Here is a 20365-nt window from a genome sequence, read left to right on the forward strand (position 1 = left end):
GAGAGGCGGTCAGTCGCACGTGATGGGCTCGGTAGCATCAAGCACCGGCACGGACGGGGGAACGTCGCCATCCCTGAGCCGCGCATGCCCTGGGCTCCGTCCGCCGGTCGACGAGCCGGAGGTGCCCATGAGTGCGGAGGCCACGAACCCTGCGACCCCTGGCCCGGTAGCGCCCACGGCGCCCACAGTGGCCCGCAGGAAGTCCCGGGCCCGGATCGACCTGCGCAGGCTCGGCCGGGCCGCGCTGCTCGGCCCCGCCGTTCGCGGCAGACTGCCCGACGCGATCAGCCACGTCGTGGAGGCGCACCGCGCCCACCACCCCGACGCGGACCTCGAACCCCTGCGCCGCGCCTACGTCCTGGCCGAGTCCTCGCACCGCGGCCAGATGCGCAAGAGCGGCGAGCCGTACATCACGCACCCGCTGGCCGTGACCCTGATCCTCGCCGAACTCGGCGCCGAGACCACCACCTTGACGGCCTCTCTGCTCCACGACACCGTCGAGGACACCGATGTGACGCTGGACCAGGTGCGGGAGCAGTTCGGCGAGGAGGTGCGTTACCTGGTCGACGGCGTCACGAAGCTGGAGAAGGTCGACTACGGAGCGGCCGCCGAGCCCGAGACCTTCCGCAAGATGCTCGTCGCCACGGGCAGCGACGTGCGTGTGATGTCGATCAAACTCGCCGACCGCCTGCACAACATGCGCACCCTCGGCGTGATGCGCCCCGAGAAACAGGCGCGGATCGCCAAGGTCACCCGCGACGTCCTCATCCCGCTCGCCGAACGCCTCGGCGTGCAGGCTCTGAAGACCGAACTGGAAGACCTCGTCTTCGCCATCCTCCACCCCGAGGAGTACGAACACACCCGGGAGCTGATCGCCGCGAACGCGGCACGCTCCGACGACCCCCTCGCGGAGATCGCCGACGAGGTCCGCGGAGTGCTGCGCGAGGCCGACATCCCGGCCGAAGTCCTCATCCGCCCGCGCCACTTCGTCTCCGTCCACCGCGTGGCCCGCAAACGCGGAGAACTGCGCGGCGCCGACTTCGGCCGCCTCCTGGTGCTCGTGAACGAGGACGCGGACTGTTACGGCGTCCTCGGCGAACTGCACACGTGCATGACGCCGGTCGTCTCGGAGTTCAAGGACTTCATCGCCGTACCGAAGTTCAACCTGTACCAGTCCCTGCACACCGCGGTCGCCCGCGCGGACGGCCAGGTCGCCGAAGTCCTCATCCGCACCCACCAGATGCACAGGGTCGCCGAGGCCGGCGTGGTCGCCCTCGGCAACCCGTACGCACCCGGCTCCGACGACCCGGCCGACGGCGAGCGTGCCGACCCCACCCGTCCCGGCTGGCTCTCCCGCCTCCTCGACTGGCAGCAGGCCGCACCCGACCCGGACACCTTCTGGTCCACCCTGCGCGAGGACCTCGCCCAGGACCGCGAGATCACCGTCTTCCGGCCCGACGGCGGCACCCTGGGCCTGCCCGAGGGCGCCACCTGCGTGGACGCCGCCTACGCGCAGTACGGCGAGGACGCCCACGCCTGCATCGGCGCCCGCGTCAACGGCCGCCTGGCGACCCTCAGCACGGTCCTGAGGGACGGCGACACGGTCCAGCTCCTCATGGGCCAGGACCCGGCCTCCGAGCCGTCCCGCGAGTGGCTGGAGCACGCCCACACCCCGGCGGCCCGCATCGCCATCCAGCGGTGGCTGGCCACGCACCCGGCCGGAGACGCGGAGGGCGGGACCGCGGGGGCGGGCGGGACCATCGCGGCCGCGGCGAGCGGTGCGGAGGGCGAGTCCGCAAGAGCCGGCGGGAGCACCGCCGGCGCGGGAGGCGGCGCGGCCGCGGCGAGCGGTACGGCCGCCCGGTCAGCCGGGACCGACGGCGCCCCCGCGGGCCGCCCGCGCGGCGCCGACGTCCTGGCGGACCGCCCCGGGGCCGCCGTACGCCTCGCCGGGTGCTGTACGCCCGTACCGCCCGACGAGATCACCGGCTTCGCCGTGCGCGGGGGAGTGGTGACCGTGCACCGCGTGGGATGCGCGGCGGTGGCACACATGAAGAGCCGGGGGCGCGCGGAGATCGGAGTGCGCTGGGGAGATACCACCGCGTGCCGGGTCACCCTGGTCGCTGAATCGTTCGGCCGCCCCCATCTGCTCGCCGACCTCACCGAGGCGATCGCCCTGCAGGGCGCCGAGATCGTCTCCGCGACCGTGGAGCCGCCGAGCCAGCAGCGGGTGCGCCACACCTACACCCTGGAGCTGTCCGACGCGGCCCACCTCCCGGCCCTCATGCGCGCGATGCGCGACGTGGCCGGGGTGTACGACGTGAGCAGGGCCCAGCACCAGGCGCCGGCTTCCTGAAGCGACACCGGGCGTCCTGGGAGAGGAAACGCCGGGCTTCCTGAGAAAGGCGCTCCGGACCAACCCGTTCGAGTGGGCCGAGCGCGCGTCGCCGCCGTGGCGCACGCGCGCGCTGGTAGCGGTGTTGCATGCCGCTCACCCCCCGCCCGTGCGCGAACCACCGGCCCCTGCGCCGCCGGACGGCGGCCCTGCTCGCCTCCGCCGTGTCCGTCTGCCTCCTCGCCGCCGCCGCACCCGCCCAGCCCCTGGGCGTCGGCGACCGCCTCTACCCGTACCTGGGCAACCCCGGATACGACGTGGCGTCGTACGACCTGTCCTTCACCTATCCCGGCTCCAACGACAAGCCGCTCCAGGCCGTCACCACGATCGACGCCTGGACGACCACCACCCTGGACCGCGTCAACCTCGACTTCGCGCACGGCAAGGTCGAGTCCGTCGAGGTCGACGGCCGTCGCGCCGGCTTCACCGGCGCCGGCGAGGACCTGGTCGTCACACCGGACCGCCCCCTGCACAAGGGGCACTGGACCCGGATCGTCGTGAAGCACACCAGCGATCCCGTCGCCGGCAAGGGCGAGGACGGCGGCTGGGTGCGCACCTCCGACGGCCTCGCCATGGCCAACCAGGCCGACGCCGCCCACCTGGTCTTCCCATGCAACGACCACCCGTCCGACAAGGCGATGTTCACCATTCACGTCACCGCCCCGAACGGTTACATCGTCGTCGCCAACGGCGTACCCGCCGGAGCGAACCGGGTCGGCACCACCACCACCTGGACCTACCGCACCGAGCACCCCATGGCCACCGAACTCGCCCAGGTGTCCATCGGCCGCTCCGCCGTCCTGCACCGCGAGGGGCCGCACGGGCTCCCGGTCCGGGACGTCGTGCCCAGCGCCGACCGCAAGGAACTCGAACCCTGGCTCGCGAAGACGCCCGACCAGATCGCCTGGATGGAGAGCAAGGTCGGCAAGTTCCCGTTCGAGACGTACGGCGTGCTCATGGCACAGGCCTCCACCGGATTCGAACTGGAGACGCAGACCCTCTCGCTCTTCGAGAAGCAGCTGTTCACCGAGCCCGACTACCCCAAGTGGTACATCGAGTCGATCATGGTGCACGAGCTGTCCCACCAGTGGTTCGGCGACAGCGTCAGCCCCCGCTCCTGGTCCGACGTCTGGCTGAACGAGGGCCACGCCACCTGGTACGAGTCCCTCTACGTGGAGGAGAAGGCGCACAAGCCCATGAAGGACCGGATGAAGGCCGCCTACAGCGCCTCCGACAGCTGGCGCGCCTCCGGCGGCCCGCCCGCCCGGCCCAAGCCGCCCGCGCCCGGCCAGAAGATCGGCATCTTCCGTCCCAACATCTACGACGGCGCCGCGCTGGCCCTGTACGCCCTGCGCCAGGAGATCGGCGTACGGGCCTTCGAGCGTCTGGAGAAGCTCTGGGTCAAGCAGCACCGGGACTCCACCGCCACCACCGCCGACTTCGTCCGCCTCGCCTCGGCCGTCGCCGGCCGCGACCTGAGCGGATTCCTCAAGGGCTGGCTGTACGGCGAGAAGACCCCGCCGATGCCCGGCCACCCGGACTGGAAGAGCATGGAGCCGGCCAAGGGCGCCAAGAACACCGAAGACACCAGGCACGCCAAGGGCCCGGCCCGGAAATAAGGCGGTGACGAGACGGGCCGTACCGTGCGACCATCTTCAGGTCGGCGCGGCACGGACACGGGAATCTCCCGGGGTGCCCAAGCGTTCTGACTAAGACCGCCGAATCGGCATTCGCATCGACGTAAGGATCCAATGACCTCCTCTTCTTCCCCTTCCCAGGACACCAAGCGCCTCGCGCACGACTATCCCGAAGGTCTTCGGGCCGATGCCCTGATGGAAGAGGACGTCGCCTGGAGCCACGAGATCGACGGCGAGCGGGACGGCGACCAGTTCGACCGCTCCGAACGCGCGGCACTGCGCCGTGTGGCGGGCCTCTCCACCGAGCTCGAGGACGTCACCGAGGTCGAGTACCGACAGCTTCGCCTGGAGCGGGTCGTGCTCGTCGGTGTGTGGACCACGGGAACGGCGCAGGACGCGGACAACTCCCTCGCGGAGCTGGCCGCCCTCGCCGAGACCGCGGGCGCGCTCGTGCTCGACGGCGTGATCCAGCGCCGCGACAAGCCCGACGCGGCCACCTACATCGGCTCCGGCAAGGCGTTGGAGCTGCGTGACATCGTCCTCGAAACGGGCGCCGACACCGTCATCTGCGACGGTGAGCTGAGCCCGGGCCAGCTGATCCAGCTCGAGGACGTCGTCAAGGTCAAGGTCATCGACCGTACGGCCCTGATCCTCGACATCTTCGCCCAGCACGCCAAGTCCCGAGAGGGCAAGGCGCAGGTCGCGCTCGCGCAGATGCAGTACATGCTGCCGAGGCTCCGAGGCTGGGGTCAGTCGCTGTCGCGCCAGATGGGTGGCGGTCGCGGCGGCCTCGCCACCCGTGGCCCCGGTGAGACCAAGATCGAGACGGACCGACGACGGATCCGCGAGAAGATGGCGAAGATGCGCCGGGAGATCGCGGAGATGAAGACCGGCCGCGAGATCAAGCGCCAGGAGCGCCGACGCCACAAGGTGCCGTCCGTCGCCATCGCGGGCTACACCAACGCCGGCAAGTCGTCCCTGCTCAACCGTCTCACCGGCGCGGGCGTCCTGGTCGAGAACGCCCTGTTCGCGACCCTGGACCCGACCGTCCGCCGCGCGGAGACCCCGAGCGGCCGCCTGTACACCCTGGCCGACACCGTCGGCTTCGTCCGGCACCTGCCGCACCACCTGGTCGAGGCGTTCCGCTCCACCATGGAGGAGGTCGGCGACTCCGACCTGATCCTGCACGTGGTGGACGGCTCGCACCCGGCCCCGGAGGAGCAGCTCGCCGCCGTGCGCGAGGTGATCCGGGACGTCGGCGCCACCGACGTACCCGAGATCGTCGTGATCAACAAGGCGGACGCGGCCGACCCGCTGGTGCTCCAGCGGCTGCTGCGGATCGAGAAGCGTTCCATCGCGGTCTCGGCCCGCACCGGCCAGGGCCTCGAGGAGCTGCTCGCGCTGATCGACAGCGACCTGCCGCGGCCGTCGGTCGAGATCGAGGCGATCGTGCCGTACACGCACGGCAAGCTCGTCGCCCGCGCCCACACCGAGGGCGAGGTGATCTCCGAGGAGCACACCGCGGAGGGCACCCTGCTCAAGGTCCGGGTGCACGAGGAACTCGCGGCCGACCTCGCGCCGTACGTTCCGGCGCAGCTCGCCTGAGCCTCTCAGCACAGCCGGAAGGCCCGCTCCCTCGCACGAGGGAGCGGGCCTTCCGGCTGTGTGCGGGTCACCGACCGCCGTACGTCTTGCTCATGTTCTCGTAGAGGCCCTGCGCCTCCTGGCCCAGCTGCGGGCCGGCGAGCCAGGTGTTGTTCGTCGGGCCGATCGACGTGTTCGAGACCAGCTCCGTCTTGCCGTTCACCACACGGAACCAGCCGCCGCCGGAGGAGCCGCCGGTCATGGTGCAGCCGATCCGGTACATCGTCGGCAGCGACGAGCTCAGCGACAGCCGGCCGGGCCGGTCGAGGCACTTGAACATCTTCAGCCCGTTGAACGGCGGCGCCGCCGGGTAGCCCCAGGCACCCATGGTCGCCACCTCGGTCGCGGACGGCGCCGAGAAGTCGACGTCGAGGGCCGCCCCGACCGTCTCCTCCAGCGACTTCGCCCCGGACTCGGGCTTCACGTGCAGCACCGCGTAGTCGTACGCCGCACCTGCGCCGCCCGTCTCCGAGCCGCCCTGGATCCACTCGTTCGAGGTCGAGGCCCAGTCCGCCCACCAGGTGCCGTACGGGGCGACCTCCGAGGCCGTCGCGTTCGCCAGCTCCGACTCCGGCTTGCCGAGGTCGTTGTACGACGGCACGAAGGCGATGTTGCGGTACCAGCCGCCCTCCTTGCCCGCGTGCACGCAGTGGCCCGCCGTCCACACCAGGTTGGACTTGCCCGGATGGTTGACGTCCTTGATCACCGTGCCGGAGCAGACCATCGCACCCTCGGGCGAGTCGAAGAAGACCTTGCCCACGGGGGCAGCGTTCCGGTGGTACGGCGTCTTCTCCGCCACGGCCTTGACCGGCTGCGGCTCCGGATCGCTGACGCCCTGGTCGGCGGCGGCGTCCTTGGTGGACAGCGTCTTGTTGGCCTCCTTGGCGGACTTCATCCGCTCCGGCTTCCACAGCCCCTGGATCACCGGGTTGACGAAGTCCTTGGCCTCACTGAGCCACTTGTCCTTGTCCCAGTTCTTCCAGCCGCCGTTCTGCCACTTGTCGACATCGATGCCGTGCTTCTTGAGCCTGTTCGCGATGTCGGCCGGGATGTGGGCCTTGCCGCCGTCGTCTGCGGCCTGGGAAGCGCCGGCGTCGGCCTGGCCGCCCGCCTTGGCGTCGTCGGAGCCGTTGCAGGCCGTGGCGGTGAGCGCCAGGGCGGCGACCAGGCCGGTCGCGGCTAGGACGGTACGGCGACGGCCCGTCGAGGACCTACGTGCGGAACGCATTGGTGCGATAACCCCCGTTGAAGCTTTTGATGACATCCCACTATGCCCGTGGGATTGGGGACGGACGGCGGCGAGACGGTGAAGGTTCCTGTGAGACGCCTCGCCGCCGCCCATGAACGGGCTGTGCCCGCGGGCCTACCGCCCGGCGAACTTCTTGCTGACCGAGTCGTACACGCCCTTGGCCACCTCACCGAGACGGGGACCCGCCAGCCAGCCCGAAGTCACCGGGCCGATGGACGTGTTGGACACGAGCGCCGGCTTGCCGTCCGCGCCCGTCTCCACCCAGCCGCCGCCGGAGGAGCCACCGGTCATCGTGCAGCCGATGCGGTACATCGTCGGGTCCGACTTGTTGATCGACAGCCGGCCCGGCTTGTCCTGGCACTGGTACGCCAGCTGACCGTCGTACGGAGCCGCCGCCGGGTAGCCGGTCGCCGTGATGCTCCGCACCTTCGGCACGGCGGGGGCGTTGAAGTTCACCGGAAGCGCGCCACCGACCGTCTCCTCCAGCGACTTGCCGGCGTTGCCCTGCTCCGGCGTCACATGGATCACGGAGAAGTCGTAGGAAGCGCCGTTGCCGCCGGTCTCACCACCCTGGTCGATCCACTGCTGCGAGGTCTTCGCCCCGTCGGCCCACCAGACGCCGTACGGCGCGACCTCTTCCCTGCTGGCGTTCTGCAGCTGGTCGGCCGACTTGGCCGCGTTGTTGTACGACGGCACGAAGGCGATGTTGCGGTACCAGCCGCCGTTCTTGCCGGCGTGCACGCAGTGCCCCGCCGTCCAGATGAGGTTGGACTTGCCCGGGTGCGCCGGGTCCTGCACGACCGTCGCCGAGCAGACCATGGTGCCCTCGGGGGAGTCGAAGAACACCTTGCCCGACGTGGCCGCGCTGGTGTGGTACGGCGGCCGGACCGCCTGGGCCTTCACCGGCGCCGGGGTCGGGTCGGTCACGCCCTGGTCACCGGAGATGTCGTTGTCGTCGACACCCTTGTCCTTGTCCGGGTCGTTGGCGCCCCGCATCCGGTCCGGGTCCCACAGGCCCTTGATGATCGGGTTGATGAAGTCGTTGGCCTCGCGCAGCCAGTCGTCCTTGTTCCAGTTCTTCCAGGCGCCGTTCTTCCACTTGTCGATGTCGATCCCGTGCTCTTTGAGCTTGTCCTTGATGTCGTCCGGGATCTGGATCTTTCCGTCGCCGGTCCCGTTCGCCGTCGCGCTGGCGGTCGGCTTGCCGTCGGCGTGGTCGTCGCCGTTGCAGGCGGTGGCGGTCAGCGCCAGCGCCGAAGCGAGGGCGACCGTCGCCAGCACGGGGGAGGTTCTGCGGGACGCGCCCCTCCCGCGGCGAACGGTGAACGACGGCCGTATGGATCGCATGCTCTTGACTCCCCCTGGTGTAAAGGAACTCGGCGCTTCGGCCACGGCACCGGCCATGAACTCATGGGGAGTTCATGCCGGTCTCACGGCCTTCTGGGAACGGAACCACACACTATGCGCTCGCTGTGGGGGACTTCCGACGGAAGCGCAACAGTTCCGTCACGGCAAGGATCTTGAGGCAACCCGTAACCCGCAGGCCCGTGAGCTGTTGGTAGCGGTGGGGGTCCTGCTGCCTGTGCCCGGTCCCCGTGGATCAACACGCCTCTGGACAGCGGGGAGGACAGCGAGCCGTGGCCGTGACCGAGTCGGTGGCTGAAGGGGCGCACGGGGGAGCGCGTGCCGTGCACGAGGGGATCCTCAGGCGCCAGTCGGCGCGCGAGTCCGCGGCGCGCACCTACGCACGGGCCCTGCCCATCGTGCCCGTGCGGGCCCGGGGGCTGACCATCGAGGGCGCCGACGGCCGCCGCTACCTGGACTGCCTCTCCGGCGCCGGAACCCTCGCCCTCGGCCACAACCACCCGGTCGTGCTGGAAGCCATCCGCCGCGTCCTCGAATCCGGCGCCCCGCTCTCCGTCCTCGACCTGGCGACCCCCGTCAAGGACGCCTTCATCACTGAGCTGTTCCGCACCCTGCCTGCCGGACTCGCCGACCGCGCCCGCGTCCAGTTCTGCGGACCCGCCGGCACCGACGCGGTCGAGGCAGCCTTCAAACTGGTCCGGGCCGCGACCGGGCGCACCGGCATGCTCGCCTTCACCGGCGCCTACCACGGCATGACCTCCGGAGCCCTGGCCGCCTCCGGCGGCGCGGGCGACGTACGGGTCGCCCGCCTGCCCTACCCGCAGGACTACCGCTGTCCCTTCGGTGTCGGCGGCCCGTACGGCGCCGAACTCGGCGCCCGCTGGATCGAGTCCCTCCTCGACGACCCCAAGTCGGGCGTGCCGCTGCCCGCGGGGATGATCCTCGAACCCGTCCAGGGCGAGGGCGGGGTGATCCCGGCGCCGGACGACTGGCTGCGCCGCATGCGGCAGATCACGGCCGACCGGTCCGTCCCACTGATCGCCGACGAGATCCAGACCGGCGTCGGCCGCACCGGCGCCTTCTGGGGCGTCGGGCACAGCGGTGTCACGCCCGACGTCATGGTCCTTTCCAAGGCCATCGGCGGCAGCCTCCCGCTGGCCGTGGTCGTCTACCGCGACGACCTCGACGTCTGGCAGCCCGGTGCCCACGCGGGCACCTTCCGCGGCAACCAGCTCGCCATGGCCGCGGGCACCGCCACCCTGGCCCACGTCCGTGAGAACGGCCTCGCCGAGCGGGCCGCCGTCCTCGGCTCGCGGATGCTCTCCCAACTGCGCGGGCTCCAGACGGAGTTCCCCTGTGTGGGGGACGTCCGGGGCCGCGGCCTGATGATCGGCGTCGAACTGGTGGACCCGGAGGACGAGGGGACCGGGCCGGGTGAACCCCCCTCTGCCGGCGACGACCACGCCACGACGAGCGGGCTGGAACCCACCCGCACGCCTCGCCCCGCCGACCCCGAACTCGCCACGGTCGTCCAGCGGGAGTGCCTCGACCGCGGCCTCATCGTGGAGCTGGGCGGCCGCCACGACAGTGTCGTACGGCTCCTTCCGCCGCTGACCATCAGCGACGAGCAGGCCGCAGCCGTGCTGGACCGCCTCGCCGACGCGGTGGCCGCCGCGGCCCGCCACCAGCAGGACCGCGGCCGCCGTCAGAGCCGGCCGGACGGCCCTGCCCAGGGCACCGGCTAGAAACCGCACACCGGCGCCCGCACCGACGAAGCCGGAGAGCCCGACACGGCCATCGCCACACCGCCTCGCCACCAGGACGCCCCACCGCCCACGGCACGACGACCGAGCGGGCCCGACCGAACGAGAACATTCCCGCCCCACCCCAGACCACCCCCGAGGAGCCGTCTTGAACGCCACCCCCACACCCGACGGCAGGTCCGGCAGCCCGGACGACCAGGGGGACTCCGGCTCCCAGCCCTCTCCGGTACCGCTCGCCGAGTCGGTTCCCCCACAGAAGAGGCGAACCCCGGACGGCACACGTGCGGGAGAACTCGGCGCCGATCCGCTGGACGACCCCGACCCCCGCACCGCAGCCCAGGCCGCCGCCGTGGAGAACCTTCTGCGCTGCTGGGTACGGGAGACGAACCTCGCCGCCCCCGCGACCAACACCCTGCGCGTTCCACTGCCCAACAGCGGCACTGCCCTGATCGCACCGATCCGCCACTGGTCCCCGACGGGCTGGCACCGCTTCGGGCCCCCCCGTCTCGCCGGCCTCCCCGAAACGGCCGCCCCGGTCGACGCGGTCACCCTCGCAGCGCTGCTCGCCAGGGAGACACCCGGGGACGGGGAAGGCAGAAGCACCTCAAGGCCCACGGCCCCCGACGACGGCGCCGACCTGGTCGCCAGGGTGGCCGACTCCCTGCGCCGCACCGCGATCTTCATCCGGGACCGCCGGGCACACCCGGCGGACGGGCCCGACCTGTTCCTCAGCGCCGAGCAGGCCCTTCTCCTCGGACACCCCCTGCACCCGACCCCGAAGAGCCGGGAGGGCCTGACCGAGGCCGAGGCCCTGCTGTACTCGCCCGAGCTGCGCGGCTCCTTCCCCCTGCACTGGATGGCTGTCGCCCCCTCTCTGCTCGCCACCGACTCGGCCTGGACCGAGCGAGGACGTCCCGTCCCCGCCGACCACCTCACACAGAGACTGGCCGGGACCGCCCTGCCGCTGCCCGACGGTTACTGCGCCCTGCCCCTGCACCCCTGGCAGGCGCGCGAGATCCGGCACCGTGAGCCGGTTGCCGCCCTGCTCGGCTCCGGCGCCCTCCGCGACCTCGGCCCTCTCGGCTCCGACTGGCACCCCACCTCCTCCGTACGTACCGTCCACCAGTCCGGCGCCCCGGCGATGCTCAAGCTGTCGCTGGGCCTGCGCATCACCAACTCCCGCCGTGACAACCTGCGCAAAGAGCTCCATCGCGGAGTCGAGGTGCACCGACTCCTGCGCAGCGGCCTGTTCAAGCAGTGGCAGGCCGTGCACCCCGGGTTCGACGTCGTCCGCGACCCGGCCTGGCTCGCCGTCGACGACCCGGACGGCCACCCCGTGCCCGGCCTCGACGTCGTGATCAGGCACAACCCGTTCGCCCCGGCCGACGACGCCGGCTGCGTCGCCGGTCTCGTCTCGCCCCGGCCCCTCGCCGAACCCGGCACCAACGCCGCACCGATGCACGGTCCCTGGCCCCACCGGTCCCGACTGGCCCAGCTCGTCGCACGGCTGTCCGCCCGCACCAGCCGTCCCGTCGGAGCCGTCGCCGCGGAGTGGTTCCTGCGCTACCTCGAACAGGTCGTCCGGCCCGTGCTGTGGCTGGACAGCGAGGCCGGCATCGCCCTCGAGGCCCACCAGCAGAACACGCTGCTCCTGCTCGACCGCGAAGGCTGGCCCGCCGGCGGCCGCTACCGCGACAACCAGGGCTACTACTTCCGTGAGTCCCGGCGAGCCGACCTCGATGCCCGGCTGCCCGGAATCGGCGAGCGCAGTGACACGTTCGTCTCGGACGAGGTCACCGACGAACGCTTCGCGTACTACCTCGCCATCAACAACGTGCTCGGCCTGATCGGCGCGTTCGGCTCCCAGCGCCTCGCCGACGAGCGACTGCTCCTCGCGGCGTTCCGCCGCTTCCTCACCGACGTCGCCTCGGGCCCCGTCGCCCCGCGCTCCCCGCTGCCCGGCCTCCTGCTCGACTCACCCGTCCTGCGCTGCAAGGCCAACCTGCTGACCAGGCTGCACGGCCTCGACGAACTCGTCGGCCCGGTCGACACCCAGTCCGTCTACGTCACCATCGCCAACCCCCTTCACTCCTGAACGAACCGCACCGCCTTCCACCATCTCCGAGGGCCATGCCCCCCTTCGTCTCCTGAGAGGAGCGCTCCGTGCCTCCCACCGACGCGAGCGCCGGCCCCGGCCCCGGCTCCGTCCCCCTCCACCCGGGCGACGCCGTCCCCTGGGACATCCAGGACACCGGGGACGAGGTCGCCTGGGACAAGGGCGCCGGGGACACCGCGTCCTTCGGGGACGGCGAGGACACGCTGGACCTGCGCCTGCCCGACGAGTTCGTCACCCAGTTCGTCGCGCCGCGCCTCGCCGACGGCCTGGACGACCTGCTCGACCACGTCCCCACCTGGGGGCCGACCCCCACACCCGTGGGCGTGTTCCAGCTGGTGCCGGTGCGTCTCGAACATGACCTGCCGCTCGTCCGACGCTGGATGAACGACCCCGCCGTCGCCCCGTTCTGGGAGCTGGCCGGGGCCCACAACCAGACGGAGAGCCACCTGCGCGCCCAGATCGACGGCGACGGACGCAGCACTCCCTGTCTGGGCGTGCTGGACGGCACCCCCATGAGCTACTGGGAGATCTACCGGGCGGACCTGGATCCGCTGGCCCGCCACTACCCGGCCCGTCCGCACGACACCGGGATCCACCTCCTCATCGGTGGCGCCGCCGACCGAGGGCGCGGACTGGGATCCGCCCTGCTCAGAGCCATGGCCGATCTGGTCCTCGACCGTCGTCCCGCCTGCGCTCGTGTCGTCGCGGAGCCCGATCTGAGCAACACCCCCTCCGTGGCCGCCTTCCTGAGCGCAGGCTTTCGGTTCGCGGCCGAGGTCGACCTGCCCGGCAAGCGGGCCGCCCTCATGATCCGGGACCGAGTCCTGCGCGGTCTGATGTAACGCCGCGTGACTGCGCGTTCACATGTTGTACGTCCGGCGGGCCGCTGTGGTTCCCGCTCGCCCGGAACGAATTTCGGAGCCCCGCCGAACGAGCCGGACGCGCCGCCCGCCCCCGCCCCCGATCCCGTCCCGTCCCGTCCCAGGAGCCCCGGCCGTGATCCCACCCCTCGTACCAGCCTTGATCGCCCGTTTGTCAGTGCCGGGCCGTAGGGTGGTCGGGCTATGACGAAGCCCTCACTCCCCGAACTCCTGCATGCCGCTGTCGCAGCCGTCGGCGGCACGGAGCGCCCCGGCCAGGTGGCCATGGCCGAATCGGTCGCCGAGGCGATCGACGACGGATCCCATCTGCTGGTCCAGGCCGGCACCGGCACCGGAAAGTCGCTGGGCTATCTCGTGCCCGCGCTCGCGCACGGGGAGCGTGTGGTCGTCGCCACGGCCACGCTCGCGCTGCAACGCCAGCTCGTGGAACGGGACCTGCCCCGCACCGTCGACGCCCTGCACCCGCTGCTGCGCCGCCGCCCGGAGTTCGCCATGCTCAAGGGCAGGTCGAACTACCTGTGCCTGCACCGCCTGCACGAGGGCGTGCCGCAGGACGAGGAGGACGGACTCTTCGACCAGTTCGAGGCCGCCGCGCCCAGCAGCAAGCTGGGCCAGGACCTGCTGCGCCTGCGGGACTGGGCCGACGAGACCGAGACCGGCGACCGGGACGACCTCACGCCGGGCGTCTCCGACCGTGCCTGGTCCCAGGTGTCGGTGTCGTCGCGGGAGTGCCTGGGCGCGTCGAAGTGTGCCTACGGCGCCGAGTGCTTCGCGGAGATGGCCCGCGAGCGTGCCAAGCTCGCCGAGGTCGTCGTCACCAACCACGCGCTCCTGGCCATCGACGCCATCGAGGGCGCGCCGGTACTCCCGCAGCACGAGGTGCTGATCGTCGACGAGGCTCACGAGCTGGTCTCCCGCGTCACCGGCGTCGCGACCGGCGAACTCACGCCCGGCCAGGTCAACCGTGCCGTGCGCCGAGCAGCCAAGCTCGTCAACGAGAAGGCCGCCGACCAGCTCCAGACCGCCGCCGAGGGCTTCGAGCGGGTGATGGAGCTGGCCCTGCCGGGCCGTCTGGAGGAGATCCCGGAAGACCTCGGCTATGCCCTGATGGCGCTGCGGGACGCGGCCCGCACGGTCATCTCCGCGATCGGCGCGACCCGCGACAAGTCCGTCCAGGACGAGGACGCGGTCCGTAAGCAGGCGCTGGCCTCGGTGGAGACGGTCCACGACGTGGCGGAGCGGGTCGTGAACGGCTCCGAGTGGGACGTCGTCTGGTACGAGCGCCACGACCGGTTCGGTGCCTCCCTGTGTGTCGCCCCCATGTCGGTTTCCGGGCTGCTCAGGGAGAAGCTCTTCGCGGACCGCAGCGTCGTCCTCGCCTCGGCGACCCTCAAGCTGGGCGGCGACTTCAACGGCGTGGGTGCCTCCCTGGGGCTGGGTCCCGAGGGTGTGGAGGGCGAGGATCTCCCGGCCTGGAAGGGCATCGACGTCGGTTCGCCCTTCGACTACCGCAAGCAGGGCATCCTCTACGTCGCCAAGCACCTCGCCCGCCCCGCACGGGACGGCGAGCGCACCGACATGCTCGACGAGCTGACCGAGCTGATCCAGGCGGCCGGCGGCCGCACCCTCGGACTGTTCTCGTCGATGCGGGCCGCCCAGCTCGCCGCCGAGGAGCTGCGCTCCCGTATCCCCGAGTTCCCGATCCTGCTCCAGGGCGAGGAGACCCTCGGCGAGCTGATCAAGAACTTCGCGGCCGACCCCAGGACCTGTCTCTTCGGCACGCTGTCGCTGTGGCAGGGCGTCGACGTCCCGGGCCCCAGCTGCCAGCTGGTCGTCATGGACAAGATCCCGTTCCCGCGCCCTGACGACCCGCTGATGAGCGCCCGCCAGAAGGCGGTGGAGGAGGCGGGCGGCAACGGCTTCATGGCGGTGGCCGCGACGCATGCCGCCCTGCTCATGGCCCAGGGCGCCGGCCGCCTCGTGCGGGCGTCCGGGGACCGCGGTGTGGTCGCCGTACTCGACCAGCGGCTCGCCACCGCGCGGTACGGCGGCTACCTCAAGACGTCACTGCCCGACTTCTGGTACACCACGGACCGCAACCAGGTGCGCAGGTCGCTCGCGGCGATCGACGCGGCCGCGCAGCAGGCAGAAGCCCAGTGAACGTCTCCCACCTGGGCCGTTGAGCCCAGGTGGGCTGTACGGCGGCTCTGGGCTGAGCCGAACGCACAGGGCCCCGGAACCGGCGCAGGGGTTCCGGGGCCCGGTCAGGGAGCGGGCCGCCCGGCCCGTCCGCCGCAGCGGTCACACGCGCCGCAGCACGGCGACGACCTTGCCGAGGATGGTCGCGTCGTCGCCGGGAATCGGCTCGTAGGCCGAGTTGTGCGGGAGGAGCCAGACATGGCCGTCCTCGCGCTTGAAGCGCTTGACGGTGGCTTCGCCCTCGAGCATGGCCGCCACGATGTCGCCGTTCTCGGCGACGGGCTGGCGGCGGACGGTGACCCAGTCGCCGTCACAGATAGCGGCCTCGATCATGGAGTCGCCGACGACCTTGAGGACGAACAGTTCGCCGTCACCGACGAGCTGCCGGGGGAGGGGGAACACATCCTCCACCGACTCCTCCGCGAGGATCGGGCCACCGGCGGCGATACGGCCGACCAGCGGGACGTACGACGCCGCGGGCTTGCCGGCGGTGTCCGTGGGCTGCACGGTCACGGCCTGGTCGGAGCCGCGCACCTCGTAGGCGCGCGGGCGGTGCGGGTCGCGGCGAAGGAAGCCCTTGCGCTCCAGCGCCATCAGCTGGTGCGCGACCGAGGACGTGCTGGAGAGCCCGACGGCCTGGCCGATCTCGCGCATCGACGGCGGGTAACCGCGCCGCTGCACGGAGTCCCTGATGACCTCGATCACCCGGCGCTGCCGGTCGGTGAGTCCGGAGCTGTCCGCCCGGATGCCTGGAGGTCGGCCAGGCAGGGAGCGCTTGTGCCCCTCGGGATTCGTGGCTTCGTTCATCGCATGTACCGGCTCGACTCGGCCCTGGGAGCGGTCCTGGGCAGTGATGGTGGCACTGTCTGCGGTGGTGGTCACGTCGGCCCCTCTCGATGGTCTCCCTGCTGGACAACGGTAGTTGCTTTCGAAAGGTTGCGCCAAACACACGTTCGAGTGAAAAAGTGCGATTCGCCTGACGCGATCATGTGTCCGGGTGTATGGCTAACGCGACCTCTGGCAGACAAAAGCGCCCATTGTTGTACGCTTCACCGCCGGGGTGGATCACCTCGTGGGTTGCTTCCCCAGTCTGCCACCCGGAGCCCCGTCAACCGGGATCCGGGTCCGTTCTGTGCCGGAGTCCTACGCGTCCTCCGTGCGGCGCCCACGCTATCTCCGCAAGTGTCCTTGCGGTACGTCCGTGCGCGCGTGTTTTCACAGGTGGCGGGGCGACTGGGCCGTACGGGTGTGCACGTCCGCGACACGCGCGAGCTGTCGATGTATCAGCCAAGCCCCACATCTAGTGGTTGGATTGCTACAGCAGCCCACAAGTTGTGGTCCCCCGGGTCTGAGAGGCCTCCGCGATCGCCTATGCTTGGGGCTGCTTCGAGAGGCCCCTGAGGCCTCTGGGGGCTGTTTAGTCTGCTGTGAGGAGGGTTGGAGATCATGCACTGCCCCTTCTGCAGGCACCCCGACAGCCGCGTGGTCGACAGTCGTACGACCGACGACGGCACGTCGATCCGCAGGCGCCGCCAGTGCCCGGACTGCTCCCGTCGTTTCACGACCGTGGAGACGTGTTCGCTCATGGTGGTCAAGCGGTCCGGAGTCACCGAGCCATTCAGCCGTACCAAGGTCATCAACGGCGTGCGCAAGGCGTGCCAGGGACGGCCTGTCACCGAGGACGCACTCGCCCAGCTGGGTCAGCGGGTCGAGGAGGCGGTGCGAGCCACCGGGAGTGCCGAGCTGACCACCCACGACGTGGGCCTGGCCATACTCGGCCCGTTGCAGGAACTCGACCTCGTCGCTTATCTGCGATTCGCCTCCGTCTACCGGGCGTTCGACTCGCTCGAGGACTTCGAGGCCGCCATCGCGGAGCTGAGGGAAGCGACGCGAGGCCCCGCCGCGGACGACGAAGACGCGGCAGCGGGGAGCCAGGAAGACGATCGCGGGCCCGGAGGGACCACCCAGGTCCCCGTGCCCGCCCACGCCGCCGACTGACCGGCGGGCCGGAACCGGACGGAGACCCGGGTTCCGGCCGGGAGGCGGCGATCCAAGACCTGTTGCGGGTGGAACTGAGGGTGCCCGCAACACAAGACAGAACACCGTGTCACGGGAACATCGTGGCACTTCAGGGCGTTTTAGCCCGTAGAGGGAGGCGGCATGACAGAGACGGCGAGCGGTCCGGCACGAGGTTCCCGAGCGAAGGGCGCCAAGGCCACCAAGGGGCTGCGTATCGAGCGCATCCACACCACCCCCGGAGTACACCCGTACGACGAGGTCGAGTGGGCGCGCCGTGACGTCGTCATGACCAACTGGCGCGACGGCTCGGTCAACTTCGAGCAGCGTGGCGTCGAGTTCCCCGACTTCTGGTCGGTGAACGCGGTCAACATCGTCACCAGCAAGTACTTCCGCGGTGCCGTCGGCACCCCGCAGCGCGAGGTCAGCCTCAAGCAGCTGATCGACCGCATCGTGAAGACGTACCGGAAGGCCGGTGAGGACCACAAGTACTTCGCCTCGCCCGCCGACGCCGAGATCTTCGAGCACGAGCTGGCGTACGCCCTCCTGCACCAGATCTTCAGCTTCAACAGCCCCGTCTGGTTCAACGTCGGAACCCCGCAGCCCCAGCAGGTCTCCGCCTGCTTCATCCTGTCCGTCGACGACTCCATGGAGTCGATCCTCGACTGGTACAAGGAAGAGGGCATGATCTTCAAGGGCGGCTCCGGCGCCGGCCTGAACCTCTCCCGCATCCGCTCCTCCAAGGAGCTGCTGTCCTCCGGCGGCAACGCCTCCGGCCCGGTCTCCTTCATGCGTGGCGCCGACGCCTCCGCCGGCACCATCAAGTCCGGTGGCGCCACCCGTCGGGCCGCCAAGATGGTCATCCTGGACGTCGACCACCCCGACGTCGAGGACTTCATCGAGACCAAGGTCAAGGAAGAGGAGAAGATCCGCGCCCTGCGTGACGCGGGCTTCGACATGGACCTCGGTGGCGACGACATCACCTCCGTCCAGTACCAGAACGCCAACAACTCGGTCCGTGTGAACGACGAGTTCATGAAGGCGGTCGAGCAGGGCGGCAAGTTCGGTCTGCGTGGGCGCATGACCGGCGAGGTCATCGAGGAGATCGACGCCAAGTCCCTGTTCCGGAAGATGGCCGAGGCCGCCTGGGCCTGCGCCGACCCGGGCATCCAGTACGACGACACCATCAACCACTGGCACACCTGCCCGGAGTCCGGCCGGATCAACGGCTCGAACCCCTGCAGCGAGTACATGCACCTGGACAACACGTCCTGCAACCTGGCCTCGCTGAACCTGATGAAGTTCCTCAAGGACGACGGCAAGGGCAGCCAGTCCTTCGACACCGAGCGCTTCCAGAAGGTCGTCGAGCTGGTCATCACCGCGATGGACATCTCGATCTGCTTCGCGGACTTCCCGACCCAGAAGATCGGCGAGAACACCCGCGCCTTCCGCCAGCTCGGCATCGGCTACGCCAACCTCGGCGCCCTGCTGATGGCGACCGGCCACGCGTACGACTCGGACGGCGGTCGCGCCCTGGCCGGCGCCATCACCTCCCTGATGACGGGTACGGCCTACCGCCGCTCCTCCGAGCTGGCCGCGGTCGTCGGCCCGTACGACGGCTACGCCCGCAACGCCGACGCCCACAAGCGCGTCATGAAGCAGCACGCCGACGCCAACGGTGTGGCCGTCCGCATGGACGACCTGGACACTCCGGTGTGGGCCGCCGCCACGGAGGCCTGGCAGGACGTGCTGCGCCTCGGCGAGCAGAACGGTTTCCGTAACTCCCAGGCGTCCGTCCTCGCCCCGACCGGCACCATCGGTCTGGCGATGTCCTGCGACACCACCGGTGTCGAGCCCGACCTCGCGCTGGTGAAGTTCAAGAAGCTCGTCGGCGGCGGCTCGATGCAGATCGTCAACGGCACCGTCCCGCAGGCCCTGCGCCGCCTGGGTTACCAGGAGGAGCAGATCGAGGCGATCGTCGCCCACATCGCCGAGCACGGCAACGTGATCGACGCCCCCGGCCTCAAGCACGAGCACTACGAGGTCTTCGACTGCGCCATGGGCGAGCGCGCCATCTCCCCGATGGGCCACGTCCGCATGATGGCCGCGATCCAGCCCTGGATCTCCGGCGCCATCTCCAAGACGGTCAACATGCCGGAGACGGCGACCGTCGAGGAGGTCGAGGAGATCTACTACGAGGCCTGGAAGCTCGGCGTCAAGGCGCTCGCGATCTACCGCGACAACTGCAAGGTCGGCCAGCCGCTCTCCGCCAAGAAGAAGGAGGACGAGAAGGCCGAGATCACCGAGAAGGCCGAGGAGACCATCCGTACCGCGGTCGAGAAGGTGGTCGAGTACCGCCCGGTCCGCAAGCGTCTCCCCAAGGGTCGCCCGGGCATCACCACGTCCTTCACGGTCGGTGGCGCCGAGGGCTACATGACCGCCAACTCCTACCCGGACGACGGTCTCGGCGAGGTCTTCCTGAAGATGTCCAAGCAGGGCTCGACTCTCGCGGGCATGATGGACGCCTTCTCCATCGCGGTCTCCGTCGGCCTCCAGTACGGCGTGCCGCTGGAGACGTACGTCTCGAAGTTCACGAACATGCGCTTCGAGCCGGCCGGTATGACGGACGACCCGGACGTGCGGATGGCGCAGTCGATCGTCGACTACATCTTCCGCCGCCTGGCGCTGGACTTCCTGCCCTTCGAGACGCGCTCCGCGCTCGGTATCCACTCCGCCGAGGAGCGTCAGCGTCACCTGGAGACCGGCTCATACGAGCAGTCCATCGACGATGACGAGGTCGACGTCGAGGGCCTGGCCCAGTCGGCGCCGCGCGCCCAGGAGCTGAAGGCCGTCGCCACCCCGAAGGCCGAGGTCGAGGTGGCCAAGCCCGCCCCGAAGCAGGCGCACACCAGCGCCGAGCTGGTGGAGATGCAGCTGGGCATCCAGGCCGACGCCCCGCTGTGCTTCTCCTGCGGCACGAGGATGCAGCGCGCCGGCTCCTGCTACATCTGCGAGGGCTGCGGCTCGACCAGCGGCTGCAGCTGATGACACGCGGTTCCTGAGGTAAGGGGGCGCCGGCCACGGGTCGGCGCCCCCTTAC

General features: G+C 70.6%; 12 protein-coding genes. 9 read left to right on the forward strand and 3 right to left on the reverse strand.

The genetic code is table 11. The annotated features are described in order from the left end of the window. Positions 1–127 precede the first annotated feature (127 nt). The 3 genes from ACIF83_RS34400 (at position 128) to hflX (ending at position 5637) form a co-directional block, all read left to right on the forward strand. Positions 128–2356: a RelA/SpoT family protein gene (locus ACIF83_RS34400; protein WP_399732803.1), complete on the forward strand. Its 2229-nt coding sequence runs from the start codon at positions 128–130 to the stop codon at positions 2354–2356. Between the two features lie 128 nt (positions 2357–2484). Then, the gene (locus ACIF83_RS34405; RefSeq protein ID WP_399732806.1) at positions 2485–4014 is read left to right on the forward strand and encodes a M1 family metallopeptidase; all 1530 of its coding nucleotides are present in this window, start codon (positions 2485–2487) and stop codon (positions 4012–4014) included. Between the two features lie 132 nt (positions 4015–4146). After that, the gene (hflX, locus tag ACIF83_RS34410; protein WP_393480938.1) at positions 4147–5637 is read left to right on the forward strand and encodes a GTPase HflX; all 1491 of its coding nucleotides are present in this window, start codon (positions 4147–4149) and stop codon (positions 5635–5637) included. A gap of 67 nt (positions 5638–5704) precedes the next feature. On the opposite strand, the gene ACIF83_RS34415 is transcribed toward hflX, so the two are convergent. Together ACIF83_RS34415 and ACIF83_RS34420 are read right to left on the reverse strand one after the other, a co-directional pair. Beyond that, positions 5705–6904 carry a trypsin-like serine peptidase gene (locus tag ACIF83_RS34415; protein ID WP_399732810.1) on the reverse strand — a complete coding sequence of 400 codons (1200 nt, stop codon included), beginning with the start codon at positions 6902–6904 and terminating at the stop codon, positions 5705–5707. Between the two features lie 135 nt (positions 6905–7039). Continuing rightward, complete coding sequence (locus ACIF83_RS34420) at positions 7040–8272, reverse strand: trypsin-like serine peptidase (protein WP_398141299.1); 1233 nt, start codon at positions 8270–8272, stop codon at positions 7040–7042. Positions 8273–8562: 290 nt separating this feature from the next. Between ACIF83_RS34420 and ACIF83_RS34425 the strand changes: the two genes are divergently transcribed. The 4 genes from ACIF83_RS34425 (at position 8563) to ACIF83_RS34440 (ending at position 15210) form a co-directional block, all read left to right on the forward strand. Then, positions 8563–10035: a diaminobutyrate--2-oxoglutarate transaminase family protein gene (locus ACIF83_RS34425; protein WP_399732814.1), complete on the forward strand. Its 1473-nt coding sequence runs from the start codon at positions 8563–8565 to the stop codon at positions 10033–10035. Between the two features lie 166 nt (positions 10036–10201). Further along, positions 10202–12148: an IucA/IucC family protein gene (locus ACIF83_RS34430; RefSeq protein ID WP_393480949.1), complete on the forward strand. Its 1947-nt coding sequence runs from the start codon at positions 10202–10204 to the stop codon at positions 12146–12148. Between the two features lie 68 nt (positions 12149–12216). Then, entirely contained in the window at positions 12217–13011 is a 795-nt protein-coding gene (locus ACIF83_RS34435) for a GNAT family N-acetyltransferase (RefSeq protein ID WP_399732817.1), read from the forward strand. 222 nt (positions 13012–13233) lie between these two features. Continuing rightward, positions 13234–15210 carry an ATP-dependent DNA helicase gene (locus ACIF83_RS34440; RefSeq protein WP_398141296.1) on the forward strand — a complete coding sequence of 659 codons (1977 nt, stop codon included), beginning with the start codon at positions 13234–13236 and terminating at the stop codon, positions 15208–15210. 141 nt (positions 15211–15351) lie between these two features. Here the strand turns inward: ACIF83_RS34440 and lexA are convergent, their stop codons facing one another. Continuing rightward, positions 15352–16131 carry a transcriptional repressor LexA gene (lexA, locus tag ACIF83_RS34445; RefSeq protein ID WP_094216449.1) on the reverse strand — a complete coding sequence of 260 codons (780 nt, stop codon included), beginning with the start codon at positions 16129–16131 and terminating at the stop codon, positions 15352–15354. Positions 16132–16695: 564 nt separating this feature from the next. On the opposite strand from lexA, the gene nrdR reads away from it, so the two are divergent. Both nrdR and ACIF83_RS34455 read left to right on the forward strand, forming a co-directional pair. After that, entirely contained in the window at positions 16696–17247 is a 552-nt protein-coding gene (gene nrdR / locus ACIF83_RS34450) for a transcriptional regulator NrdR (RefSeq protein WP_393480957.1), read from the forward strand. A 162-nt stretch (positions 17248–17409) separates the two neighbouring features. Further along, positions 17410–20310 carry a vitamin B12-dependent ribonucleotide reductase gene (locus ACIF83_RS34455; protein ID WP_393480960.1) on the forward strand — a complete coding sequence of 967 codons (2901 nt, stop codon included), beginning with the start codon at positions 17410–17412 and terminating at the stop codon, positions 20308–20310. Positions 20311–20365: the final 55 nt, after the last annotated feature.

Origin of the sequence: Streptomyces sp. NPDC085866 (assembly GCF_044541035.1) — a bacterium.
Taxonomy (GTDB): Bacteria; Actinomycetota; Actinomycetes; order Streptomycetales; family Streptomycetaceae; genus Streptomyces.